Here is a 12,047-nt window from a genome sequence, read left to right on the forward strand (position 1 = left end):
GCCGGTCAGCTATTGTGCGGCGCGTTCCAGCCCTTGTAGCCGCCGATCGTGTCATGGGTGATCAGGCTGGGGGCCAGCAGCCGGACGATGCCCGGCTTGATCCGTCCGGCCCGGATATCGAACCCGATGCGGGTGGCGGTGGTCGCGATGGCGAACGGGTCCTGCGACGCCGTGGCCGCGATCAGCGTGTTGCCGCCGCGCATTTCCTGTTCCACGTCGGGCGAGCCGTCGACCGAGGCCAGGAAGAAATCGTGCCGTCCCGCCTGGCGTGCTGCCAGTTCGACGCCCAGCGCGGTCGGGTCGTTGACCGCGAAGATCGCGTCCACCTTGTCGAAGCGCACCATCACGCTCTGCCCCACCGCCAGTCCGCCGTCGCGCGAGCCCTTGGCGTCGAGCGTGGAGGACAGCAGCCTGATCCCCGGCGCCTTGGCGAACACCGACTGGCAGCCCTTCACGCGGTCGCTCAGCGCGGTGACGGGCGGCCCGTTGACGATCACCACGTCACCGTGCCCATGCAGGCGATCGACGATATACTGGCACGAGATTTCGCCGGCCTTGACGTTGTTGGTGGTGATCGTCGCATCCGCGCCGGGCGCGCCGACATCGAAGGCGACCACGGTCGCGCCGCTGTCATGCAGGCGACGGACCAGCGGGGCGGCGGCCTGGTAGTCCACCGCGTTGAACATCACCAGGTCGTTGCCGGCGGCGATGAAGGAATCGACCTGCGACGCCTGCTTGCCGATATCGTAATCGGCCGAGACGCTCTGCACCGGCGCGGTGGGACCCAGGGCCTTGGCCTGTTGCGTAATACCCCTGATGGCGGCGATGAAGAACGGATTGCCGAGCGAGCCGACGGTGACCCCGATCTTGTGAACCGAATCCTCCGCGCGCGCGGCGGCGGTGCTACCAAGGGCGAGCAGCCCCGCCAGCAGCAGGATCTTCCGGCGGGACGGGCGTGCCGATCCATGGCAGGTCGGCGGGACGTGCGCTGGGCGCATCATGATTATCCTTATTGGGCGCGTCTGGCGCCGGTGCGGCCGGTTCGGTCCGGCTCCTGGTGCGCTGGTCGGCCAGGTGCCGCCAGCGGGTGACGTACTCCCGCCATCCGGGCGGGTCGAACGGTGCCACGCGGGCCGCCCGTTCGTCGCGGAAGGGGTCCAGCCCCAGCGCGGCATAGGCCAGGCCCGCCGCGCCGCAAGCCGTGCCCTCGGGGTTGCGCCCGACCAGCACGGCCTGCGTCGGGCGCAAGGCGGCGACCAGGCGCGGAATGGCGCCCACCTTCGCCAGCCCGCCATCGAAGACGACGGCATCCGTGCTGCGCAGCAGGTCGAGCGTCAGGTCCGTCATCGCGGCGACATACAGCGCCGCCAGCGCCGCGCGCTCGTCGGGCGCGGGAACGACGCTGCGCCCCGCATCGTCGACGAAGGCGCCGGCCTGCCCGGGATAGGGGCCGCCATCGGCGAAGGACGGCAGCGCGAAGATGCCGCGCGCCACCAGGGACGCGATGCGCGCCTCCGTCACGTCGGCGGGGCCGTCACCGCGAATCAGGTCGAATTCGCGGCCGCCCATGAAGCGCGCGGTGGGAACCGGTTCATGCCGTACCGAGACATTGGCCAGCATGTCGCGTTCCGGTACCAGCGCGTCCAGCGGGCAGTCGGGGTTCATGACGATGACCCACGTCCCGGTGGACACCATCGTCATGCCGCCCGGCACCACGCGCCGGTAGTGGCTGAGCGACGCGTTGCTGTCATGCACCCCGTTATGCACGTCCAGCGTCACCGCCCCGCGCCCGGGCACGTCCAGCGTCATCGTGCCGACGATGGCGCCGGCCTCGCGGAAGGGCGGCATCTTGCCGCGCCATCCGCGCCGGTCCACCAGGGACGAGAAATCGTCCCTGTACGGCGACCACAGATGGGTATGGCAGCCCAGGGACGAGATTTCCGACACGCGCGCGCCGCACAGCCGCCACACCCAGAATTGCGGCAGGGTCAGGATATGGCGCGTGCGCGCGGCCAGCGTGGGGTCGCGCATTTCCTGCCAGACGATGTGCTTGCCGAACGCGAAGCCGCGCTCCATCGCCGGGGTCGCGGTTTCGGAGAAGGGCGGGCGGATGTGCGCGAACGCGGCCTCGATCTCCGCCGGCACGATTTCCTCGTAATCCAGGATCGGCGTCGCCAGCGCGTCCTCGCCCAGCAGGGCGAAGGTGCAGCCATGGGTAGCGATCATGATACCGTTCACATCGAACGACGCGACGGCCTCGCGCAGCACCTCCCGCATCCAGTCCAGCAGGGCTGCGTCGTCCAGCACATGCACCCCGTCCACCACCGGCCAGGCGGCGCGCGTGCGCCGCTCGGCCAGGATCGATCCGTCCGCGCCGAACACCAGCAGCTTGGCGTTCGTCTTGCCGAAATCGAATACCGCCAGCGTCGGGCGCGCGATTTCCGGGGTCACGTCTTGTCGTCCGCGCGCCAGGCGGCCACGGGGGCGACCAGGACCGTCACGCCCGCATCTTCAAGGATACGCACATCATCCTCCTGCACGCCGTCATCGGTGATCAGGGTGGACACCCGGTCGATCGGACATGAAACAAAGCGTGCCCGCACCGACAGTTTGCGGCTGTCGGCCAGCACGATCACGTCGTCGGCGCGTTCCAGCATCGGGCGCGTGGCCACCGGCAGCAGCGGGTGCGATTCCATCACCCCCTCCAGCCCCAGCCCCTGCGCGCCCAGGAACAGGCGCGACGCGAAGAAATCCGGCGCCGCGGCCTGCGGGTCGTACAGGATGCCCGGTTCGCGATGCAGGGCGCCGCCGGCCACCGAAAGGTGACAGGCGCCGTGGGTGCCCAGGGCCGCCGCCAGCGGCATCGAATTGGTGTAAAGCCCGATCGACCGCCCGGCCAGGCGCAGGCCCAGCTGGTGGCAGGTCGATCCGCCCGCGACCATGACCATGTCCCCGTCGCGGCACAGGTCCGCCGCCATCGCCGCGATCGCCCGCTTGGCATCGACGGCCAGGTCGCTGCTCTGGGCGAAGGGCAGGGCGTGGGTCCGCGACGCGGCGGTCAGGGACGCGACGCCGCCAAAGACCTTGCGCGCCTCGCCGGCCTCGTGGAGCTTTTCGATATCGCGGCGCACCGTGGCCGGCGACACGCTCAGCATGTCGATCAGTTCCCGCACGGTCGCGAAGGGACGTGTTTCGAGCATGGTGATGATCTGGCGCTGGCGTTCGGTCTCGGTCACGGGTCCGTATCTTCCTTCATGGTGTCCGGGCCTCACGATTCTCCGTATTCCCGGCCGTGGTCAAGCGAAATTTGATTGACCTGCGTCAAATGATGATGGCATTCCATCTTTTGTGATTGAAATACGTCATGCCGTCGCAAAGCCCGTCGTAAAGGAACCCCGCATGGTGTCGCATGTTCGGCCGGACCCAGCGCTCGCCCCCGTTCCCGTCGCGGACGGGCTCGACGCGTTGCGCAGGCTGTCGGCGCGTCTGGGCGCGGACCCCCGGCGCACCCAGGGGGCGGGGGGCAATACCTCGATCAAGGACGGCGGCACGCTGTGGATCAAGGCGTCCGGCACATGGCTGGCCCATGCGCTGGACCGGCCGATCATGGTGCCGGTGGCGCTGGCCCCCCTGCTGGACGCCTGCCGGCAGGGCAAGCCGGAGGCCGAGAAGGCCGCCGGCTTCGTGGTGGCCCAGCCCGGCACGCCGGCGGCCGCCTTGCGGCCGTCGATCGAAACGACGGTCCATGCGGTGATCCCCTGGCGCGTGGTCATCCACCTGCATTGCGTGGAAACGCTCGCGCATGCCGTGCGCACCGATGCGCGCGCCCGGCTGGCGGAGCGGCTGGACGGGTTGCGGGGCGTGCACTGGACGCTGGTGCCCTATATCCGGCCGGGATTGCCGCTGGCGCGCGCGATCATGGCGGCGCGCCCGTTCGGGGAACGGGCGAATGTCCATATCCTGGCCAATCACGGGCTGATCGTCTCGGCCGACACGGTGGCCAAGGCGGAAACGCTGCTGGAACGGGTGATCGCCGCCCTGGCCGTGACGCCGCGCGCCGCGCCGCAGGCGGACCTCGCGGACCTGGCCGCCCTGGCCGAAGGGTCGGCCTATCGCCTGCCGGACGACCCGGCCGCCCATGCCATCGCCATGGACCCCGCCACCCTGGCCGTGGCGCGGGGGGCGCCGCTCTACCCGGATCACGTCATCTTCCTGGGCGACCGGATCGACGTGGCCGATCGCGGGGCCGACCCCGATGGCGTCCCCGGGGACCGCCCGCCCCGGATCGCCGCGCCCGACGCGCCGCCGATGCGGGTCATGCCGGGCCGGGGCGTGCTGCTGCGGCGCGACGGCTGGACGGTAGGGATGGACGCCATGGCGCGCTGCCTGGCCGACGTGGCGGCCCGCCTGTCCCCCACCGACCCGATCCGCCGCCTGACCGCCACGGACATCCACGCCCTGACCCATTGGGAGGCGGAGACCTACCGCCAGGCCCTGAACAAAGAGACCCAGAACAGGACCACCCGCAATGGCTGAGGCCGCGGCGCTGGGGATCGACCTGGGCACGTCGGGCGTGCGCGCGGCGGTGCTGGATGCGCGGGGGAACGTGCTGGCCGTTGAGGGCGCGCGGTTCGCGGTCCTGGGGGCGGCCGATGCGCCGGCCGTCTGGTGGCGGGCGCTGGCCGATACGCTCGGCACGCTGCGGGCACGGCTGCCGCTGGACGGCGTGCGGTCGGTCACCGTGGACGGTACCTCCGGCACGCTGGTCGCCATCGACCAGGCCGGGTCCGTGATCGGCCCGGCCTCCATGTATCACGCGCGGGCCGCCGATGCCGCCGTGCTGGCGCGGATCGACGACCTGGCGCCCCCCGACAGCCCGGCGCGGGGCGCGGGCTCGCCGCTGGCGCGGGCGGTGGACATGGCGCGTCGTCCCGGCGTACGCGCCATCCTGCACCAGGCCGACTGGATTGCCGGCCGCCTGCGCGGGCGCTTCGACGCGACCGACGCCAACAACGCGCTCAAGACCGGCGCGGACCCGGACGCGCTGGCCTGGCCGGACTGGGTGGGCGGGGCCGGGCTGGCGCCGGGGCTGCTGCCCGCCATCCACCTGCCGGGCACGCCGCTGGGGCCGGTGGGGGCCGAGGCCGCGGCGCTGGGCCTGCCGCCCGGTGCCGTCGTCCATGCGGGCACGACGGACGGGTGCGCCTCGTTCCTGGCCACGGGGGCCGACCGGGCCGGGGACGCGGTGACGGCGCTGGGGTCCACCCTGGTGGTCAAGCTGCTGTCGGACGTGAAGGTCGACGCGGCCGCCTACGGCATCTACAGCCACCGGATCGGCGGCCGGTATCTGGTGGGCGGGGCGTCCAACACCGGGGGGGCGGTCCTGCTGGCGCTGTTCGGCGCCGACCGGCTGGCCGCCCTGACGGCGGCGCTGCGGCCCGACAGGCCGACGGGGCTGGAGTATTATCCGCTGCTGCGCCCGGGCGAACGCTTCCCGGTCAGCGACCCGGCGTTCCCGCCCCGGCTGGAACCGCGCCCGGCCGATGACGGGGTGTTCTTCCAGGGCGTGCTGGAAGGCATGGCGATGATCGAGGCCACGGGGTACGCCCGGCTGGAACAGTTGGGCGCGACGACGCTGCGCTCGGTCCGCACGGTCGGCGGCGGTGCGGCGAACGCGGGCTGGACCGCCCTGCGCCAGGCCAGGATCGGGGTGCCGTTCTTGCCCAGCGTGTCCGAGGACGCATGCGTGGGCGCGGCGCGTCTGGGTCTGTTCGGGGGCCTGTCCGAGGGGAAGGCGGCATGAACCCGCGCGCGCTGGCCGGCATCGCGGCGCTGGTGGGGCACTACGATGTCCTGTTCGTGGATCAGTTCGGCGTCCTGCATGATGGCACGGCGCCTTATCCGGGGGTGCGCGATGCGCTGGCCCGCCTGCGCGATGCGGGGCAGCGCGTGGTGCTGCTCAGCAATTCGGGGCGGCCCGGCCCCTATAACGCGGGCCGGCTGGCGCGGCTGGGGCTGGGGCCCGAACTGTACGAGACGATCGTGACCTCGGGCGACACGGCCCTGGCGCTGGCACGGTCGGGTGAAATCCCGGTGCGGCCGGGCATGCGCTGCCTGCTGATCGATAGCGGCGGGCAGGACACGGCGTTCTGCGACGCGCTGGGCCTGGTGGTCGAGGCCGAACCGGCGCGGGCGGACCTGGTGCTGATCGCGGGCAGCCGGGGCGACGTGGTGACCGAGGCCGAATACCGCGCCATGCTGGCACCGCTGGCCCGGCGTGGCGCGCGCGCGGTCTGCACCAACCCCGACCGGCGGATGCTGGTGCCCGGCGGGACCGCCTTCGGCGCCGGGCGCATCGCCGAACTGTACGAGGAGGAAGGCGGCACGGTGGACTGGATCGGCAAGCCCCATCCAGCCATCTACGCCCATGCCGCGCGGCTGTGCCGCGTGCGGGCCGAACGCGTGCTGTGCATCGGCGACAGCGTGGAACATGACATCGCCGGCGCACGCGGGTTCGGCGCCGACAGCGCGCTGGTCCGGACGGGCATCCTGGCCGATGCCGCCCCCGCCGCGCTGCGGGCCGCGTTCGTGCGGCATGGGGTGTGGCCGGATTACGTTCTGCCGGGGCTGGTCTGGTAACCGCGCACCGCCGCGACCACGACATTTTCCACCAGCACGATCAGCACCAGGATCAGGCCCATCATGCCGGCCTGCAGGGTCGGGTTGAAATCGTTGTAGTTCAGCCCGTAATTGACCACCGCGATGGCGATGGTGGCGATCGCGGTGCCGATGGGCGATCCGTCCCCGCCGAAGATGCTGGCGCCCCCCAGCACGACGATCGCGATGCTGATCAGGTTCGCTTCCGGCACCCCGTCGGGTGTGGCCGTGCCCAGCCGCGCCGCCGCGATCACCCCGGCCAGCCCGGACAGCGCGCCCGACAGCACATAGGTCGCCGCCCGCAGCCGCTTGACCGGTATGCCCGCCAGCCAGGCGGCGGTGGCGTTCGTGCCCACCAGGTACAGGGCGCGGCCGAACCGGCTGCGGTGCTGCACCACCACCAGGACGGCCAGCAGCGGCAGGTAGAGGCACAGGATCTGGAACGGCACCCCCAGGACGGTGCCCTGCCCCATGGCCAGGAAGGGCGCGGGGGCGGCGGTCAGGTCGATGGTGTTGCCGTCCGACGCGATCAGCGCCAGGCCGGAAAAGGCGAACATCGTGCCCAGCGTCGCGATGATGGGCGGAATCCTGAAGCGCGCGATCGCGGCGGCGTTGCAGCCCCCCATGGCGGCGCCGGAGGCGATGCCGATGCCGACCCCCACGGGCCAGGGCAGGCCGCGCGAGATGAACAGGGCGGTCAGGACCTGTGCCAGCCCGGACATCGCGCCGACGCTCAGGTCGATGGCCCCGTCGCCGCCCTGGATCACCAGCCCCTGGCCGAAGGCGATGATGCCCAGTTCCACGGCGAACACCGCCATGCTGGATACGTTGTCGGCCGACAGGATGGTCGGGTTGCCGAAGGCGAATCCGCCCAGGACCAGCAGGGCGAACAGCCCCAGGATGACGATCCGTCCGGACCGGAAGCCGCTCATGATACCACCTGCCGGGCCCGGCGGCCCTCGTTCAGTCCCACGGATGCGAGGATGATGAAGCCGAGCACGACGCCGCTCCAGAACGGCTGGATATGCATCAGCACGATGGCGTCGCCGACCAGGCCCACGACCAGCGTGCCCAGGAACGTGCCGAACATGCCGCCGCGCCCGCCCGACAGTTCGGTGCCGCCCAGCACCACCGCCGCGATCACGCCCAGTTCGAAGCCGCTGCCGGTCGTGGTCTGGACGATGGGGGACTGGCCCAGCCGCATCAGCGCGCCCAGCCCCACGCAGGCGCCCAGCAGCACGTAGGTCATCCAGCGCAGCCGTCGCACCGGAATGCCGACCAGGCGGGCCGCTTCCTCGTTATTGCCGATCGCGAACAGGCGGCGGCCGGTGCGGTGGACCCGCAGGAAGACCGCCAGCACCGCCATGACGGCCAGCGCGATGACGGCGGCGCCCGGCAGGGGGCCCAGATGGTCGGCCACGAAAAACCGCGTCAGCCCCGGCGGCAGGGCGGTGATCCAGTCGCTGCCCATCATCAGGAACACGCCCATGCGAAAGATGCTGAGCGTGCCCAGCGTACAGACGATCGGCGGCACGCGGCCGCACAGGATGACCAGGCCGTTGATCCAGCCCAGCGCGGCCCCGGCCAGCAGGAACACCGGCACCACCACCGCGACCGGCCACCCCGCGACGAACAGCAATCCCCCGATGGCCGAGACCAGCCCCAGCATCGAACCGATCGAGGCGTCGATCCCGCCGGTCAGGATGACCAGCGTCATGCCCGCCGCCGGCACGGCGGTGATGGCGCTGGTGACCATCAGCCCGTCCAGGTTGACGCGGGTCCAGAACCCGCCATGCGCACCCAGGCTGACCACCGCCACCACCAGCGCGATCACGGCCAGCAGCGCGGTTTCGCGCCGCGCCAGCAGCGCGCGCCACGCGACGGGCGCGCGTTGCGGGCCGCCCAGGGTTGAGGTGGGGGCCGGCGCGGCACGCCCCATGTTCAGGGTGGAACTCTTCATGCCGCATGCTCCTGGCCGGTCGTCGCCGCGCCGATGGCGGCGGCCAGCACCCGTTCGGCCGCCGGCGCGGCCCCCTGCTCGCGATCCCGCTGGAAACGATCCACCACCAGCCCCTGCCGCATCACGATCACGTCCTGGCTGACGGCCATCAGTTCCGCGAGGTCGGACGTAATCACCACGACCGCCATGCCCGCCTGTGCAAGCTGGCGGATGAAGCCGTGGATTTCCGCCTTGGTCGCCAGGTCGATGCCGCGCGTGGGCTCGTCCAGGATCAGCACGCGCAGGTCCTGCCCCGCCCAGCGGGCGAACAGCCCCTTCTGCTGGTTGCCGCCCGACAGCGTGCCGATCGCGGTGTCCGGCGTGTCGGCCTTGATCGCGAAACGCCGCATGATGGCCCGCGTCTCGTCCAGCAGGGCGGGGAAATCCAGCAGCCAGCCGCCGTGCGACAGGCGCACCAGGGCGGTGCAGGTCAGGTTGCTCTCCAGCCCCATGGGGGCGAAGATGCCCTGCTTCTTGCGGTCCTCGGGCAGGTATCCGATGCCCAGCGCCATCGCCTCGGCCGGGGAACGGGGGCTGATCTCGCGCCCGTCCAGCATGATCCGGCCGCGCGCGGCGCGCAGGGCGCCGAACACCGTCATCGCCACTTCCGACCGCCCGGCCCCCACCAGCCCGTAGATGCCCGTGACGCGTCCGGCGGACACGTCCCAGTCCACGTCCTGGAAATGGCGCGGATGGCTCAGGCCCCGGATGGACAGGACCGGCGGGGCCTTCGCCGCGTCGGGCGGCGGCGCGGCCGCCGCATCGTCCGGGCGGCCGTCATCATGATGCTGGCCCATCATCAGGCGCAGCAGCAGGTCCTCGGTCACGTCGGACGCCGCATAGTCGCCGGTCACGCGCCCGTCCGTCAGCACCGTGACATGGTCGCCCACGCGCGGCACTTCCTCCAGCCGGTGGGTGATGTACACGATCGCGCGCCCGTCATCGCGCAGGCGGTGGATGATGCCGACCAGCCTGTCCGTCTCGGCGCGCGACAGGATCGCCGTCGGTTCGTCGAAGACGATGATGCGGGCGTCCTGCACCAGCGCCTGCGCGATCAGGACCAGTTGCTGGTGCCCCAGCCCCAGATCCGCCATCGGCCGGCGCAGCAGCGATTCCGCCAGGTCCAGCGACGACAGCCAGGGCCGCACCGCCCGCAGCATCGCCTCGGTCTGGACGCGTCCGAAGCGGTCGGTGATCTCGAAGCCCGCGAAGATGTTTTCCAGCACGCTCAGGTGCGGGAAGATCATCGGCTCCTGATAGACGGCGGTGATGCCGAGTGCGCGCGCATGCATCGGGTCGCGCAGCACGACCGGCACGCCGTCGATCAGGATCTCGCCCTCGTCGGGGCGCACCGCGCCGGTCAGCGTCCGGATCAGCGTCGATTTGCCGGCCCCGTTCTCGCCCAGCAGCACCAGGGTCCGGCCGGCTTCGATCACCGCGTCCACACCCTTCAGCGCCCTGACGCCGCCGAACGACTTCACGATCCCCCTCAGTTCGAGACGGTTCATGACGCACCTCAGAAATCCAGGGAAATGTTCTCTTTGGTGAAGACCATCGGCTGGCCCAGCAGCAGCGTCTTCGTCTTCGGGTCGTACGTGATGGTGCCCAGGCCGGGCACGGGGTTCTGCACCTGCAGCGGCTTGTGCTGCAGAAGCTGCGTCAGGCCCCAGACCGTCAGGTATCCCAGGTCGACCGGGTTCCACAGCACCGCGCTCTTGACGGTGCCGTTCAGCACGTAGGGGCGGATGGTGTTCGGGTCGTCGATGCCGGTAATGGCGATCTTTCCGGCCAGACCGGCCTGCAGCACCGCCTGGGCCGCGCCCGGCGTCGCGGTGGTGTTGACGCCGATGATCCCCTTCAGGCCGGGATAGGCCGACAGGATCTGCGACGTGATCTCGGTCGCCTTGCTGATATCCTCGCCGGCATACTGGACGCTGACCAGCTGGAACTTGGGAAATTTGGCGGCCAGATAGGATTTCATCAGGGAAATCCACATGTTCAGGTTCGTCGCGGTCGGCCCGCCGGAGACGAAGGCGATCTGCCCCCCGTCGGGGATCTGCGCGGCAAGCTGGTCGACCAGCGTGTGGGCCAGGGCCTCGTCCGTGGCCTGCATGACCCGCAGGTCCACCGCGTCGCCATCCACCTGGCTGTCGGTCGAGGCGAAGATGACGCCGCGTTCGCGCGCATGCACGGCCTGGGCTTCGAGGGCGGTGGGGCTGTTGGCGGCGACGGCGACGGCATCCAGCTTGCGGTTGATCAGGCTCTGGACGATCTGCGCCTGCGCCGCGACCGAGGATGTCGTCGGTCCCTGGTAGACGATCCTGGCGTCGAACGCCCGGCCCCCCTTCAGGAAGCCCTGCTGCATGGCGCTGAAATAGGGAATGCCGATAACCTTGGGCACGAAGCCGATCTGGAATGTTTCCGCGCGGCCTTGTGCCGGGGCCATGCAGGACAGGCCTGCCGCCACCAGCGCCGCGATCACCGCCGAATGCTTCTTCACGATGTTGTCTCCTCGTGGCCCATGTCTGCGCATGGTTCCCACAGCGTTGAGACGGCGCCCGCCGGCCGGAAGGGCGCCGATGACGGACGCTAACGAGGATTTATGATCATAGTCAATCATCATCGATCACATTATGGAGCAAATGCGCCATAATGTGATCGAATCAGATCAGAAAGGTGCCTTCACTAAAAAGGTGAAGATATCGTGCCAGACGTCGCCCCGATGTCATTGCGCTCCGGCACTATATTTGCAATTTTCACGGCGTTCCCATTCCGTGGAACACCCTGTAAGAACTGCATCGATCAATACATCACGGCCTTAACCCATTCACCGACACTCCGACGGTGAGCCGGCGCGGAAAGAACCGACGCTTCATGACCAACTATATTCTCGCCTTTACGATCGCTTCGATGTTCTACCTGATCTGGATCTTTACCTTTACGATCCGCCCCTCGGCGACGATCTGCGCGCATCGGGAGGTCGTCTCGGCCACCCTTATTCCCGCTTTCGTCTTCATCATCGCCGGGATCATCGTTCTGCGCAGTGAGTGGTATTTTGTCCTGGTCGCGTATGTCTTCGTCCTGTTCGGCCTGTATATGTGGCATTACAGGACACGCTATCGTGCGATGAACAAACATTTGGAGACATATCAGGAAGAAAAATCCAGGGTCATCATGTCCGTGTTCAAGCACAAGGGCGACCCGGCGACCATGTGGGCCAAGCTTGGACCCGATCCGTCAAAGGACCCGGGCTGGAAGAAATCGTATATCGAGACGTTGGGCATGATGAATGCCATCAGCGCGTCCGTCGCCTTCGTCGCGATCGCATCGATCCTGCTGACCTATATCACCATGTCGTGAAGGGGTCGTGAAGCGGGCCGCGACCTATCCG

At 69.8% G+C, this 12,047-nt stretch carries 11 protein-coding genes; 4 read left to right on the forward strand and 7 right to left on the reverse strand.

All coding sequences use genetic code 11. From position 1 onward, the window contains the following. Positions 1-5 precede the first annotated feature (5 nt). From GDIA_RS11005 to GDIA_RS11015, 3 genes are read right to left on the reverse strand one after another with little or no spacing between them, the layout of a single operon-like run. Entirely contained in the window at positions 6-1,001 is a 996-nt protein-coding gene (locus tag GDIA_RS11005; RefSeq protein WP_231854241.1) for an ABC transporter substrate-binding protein, read from the reverse strand. Continuing rightward, positions 904-2,451: an acetate and sugar kinases/Hsc70/actin family protein gene (locus tag GDIA_RS11010; protein ID WP_012554184.1), complete on the reverse strand. Its 1,548-nt coding sequence runs from the start codon at positions 2,449-2,451 to the stop codon at positions 904-906. Before GDIA_RS11010 ends, GDIA_RS11005 begins: the two co-directional genes overlap by 98 nt. After that, on the reverse strand, positions 2,448-3,236 hold the full coding sequence (locus tag GDIA_RS11015; protein WP_012554185.1) for a DeoR/GlpR family DNA-binding transcription regulator: 789 nt from the start codon (positions 3,234-3,236) through the stop codon (positions 2,448-2,450). Before GDIA_RS11015 ends, GDIA_RS11010 begins: the two co-directional genes overlap by 4 nt. A 163-nt stretch (positions 3,237-3,399) precedes the next feature. On the opposite strand from GDIA_RS11015, the gene GDIA_RS11020 reads away from it, so the two are divergent. Genes GDIA_RS11020 through GDIA_RS11030 form a run of 3 tightly spaced genes read left to right on the forward strand, consistent with a single transcriptional unit; the run spans position 3,400 to position 6,639 of the window. Beyond that, positions 3,400-4,536: a class II aldolase/adducin family protein gene (locus GDIA_RS11020; RefSeq protein WP_012554186.1), complete on the forward strand. Its 1,137-nt coding sequence runs from the start codon at positions 3,400-3,402 to the stop codon at positions 4,534-4,536. Beyond that, positions 4,529-5,803, forward strand: a complete 1,275-nt coding sequence (locus GDIA_RS11025) for an FGGY-family carbohydrate kinase (RefSeq protein ID WP_012554187.1) — start codon at positions 4,529-4,531, stop codon at positions 5,801-5,803. The genes GDIA_RS11020 and GDIA_RS11025 overlap by 8 nt, the downstream gene beginning before the upstream one ends. After that, entirely contained in the window at positions 5,800-6,639 is an 840-nt protein-coding gene (locus GDIA_RS11030) for a TIGR01459 family HAD-type hydrolase (RefSeq protein ID WP_012224836.1), read from the forward strand. Before GDIA_RS11025 ends, GDIA_RS11030 begins: the two co-directional genes overlap by 4 nt. Here GDIA_RS11030 and GDIA_RS11035 read toward each other — a convergent pair. Genes GDIA_RS11035 through GDIA_RS11050 form a run of 4 tightly spaced genes read right to left on the reverse strand, consistent with a single transcriptional unit; the run spans position 6,612 to position 11,156 of the window. After that, complete coding sequence (locus tag GDIA_RS11035) at positions 6,612-7,589, reverse strand: ABC transporter permease (RefSeq protein WP_012224837.1); 978 nt, start codon at positions 7,587-7,589, stop codon at positions 6,612-6,614. The two genes, GDIA_RS11030 and GDIA_RS11035, sit on opposite strands and share 28 nt — an antisense overlap. Then, complete coding sequence (locus GDIA_RS11040; protein WP_012224838.1) at positions 7,586-8,617, reverse strand: ABC transporter permease; 1,032 nt, start codon at positions 8,615-8,617, stop codon at positions 7,586-7,588. Before GDIA_RS11040 ends, GDIA_RS11035 begins: the two co-directional genes overlap by 4 nt. Then, complete coding sequence (locus GDIA_RS11045; RefSeq protein WP_012224840.1) at positions 8,614-10,164, reverse strand: sugar ABC transporter ATP-binding protein; 1,551 nt, start codon at positions 10,162-10,164, stop codon at positions 8,614-8,616. The genes GDIA_RS11040 and GDIA_RS11045 overlap by 4 nt, the downstream gene beginning before the upstream one ends. A gap of 8 nt (positions 10,165-10,172) precedes the next feature. Further along, the gene (locus GDIA_RS11050; RefSeq protein ID WP_012554188.1) at positions 10,173-11,156 is read right to left on the reverse strand and encodes an autoinducer 2 ABC transporter substrate-binding protein; all 984 of its coding nucleotides are present in this window, start codon (positions 11,154-11,156) and stop codon (positions 10,173-10,175) included. A 374-nt stretch (positions 11,157-11,530) separates the two neighbouring features. On the opposite strand from GDIA_RS11050, the gene GDIA_RS11055 reads away from it, so the two are divergent. Further along, positions 11,531-12,016, forward strand: a complete 486-nt coding sequence (locus tag GDIA_RS11055) for a hypothetical protein (RefSeq protein ID WP_012554189.1) — start codon at positions 11,531-11,533, stop codon at positions 12,014-12,016. Positions 12,017-12,047 lie beyond the last annotated feature (31 nt).

Source organism: Gluconacetobacter diazotrophicus PA1 5 (assembly GCF_000021325.1).
Taxonomy (GTDB): Bacteria; Pseudomonadota; Alphaproteobacteria; order Acetobacterales; family Acetobacteraceae; genus Gluconacetobacter; species Gluconacetobacter diazotrophicus.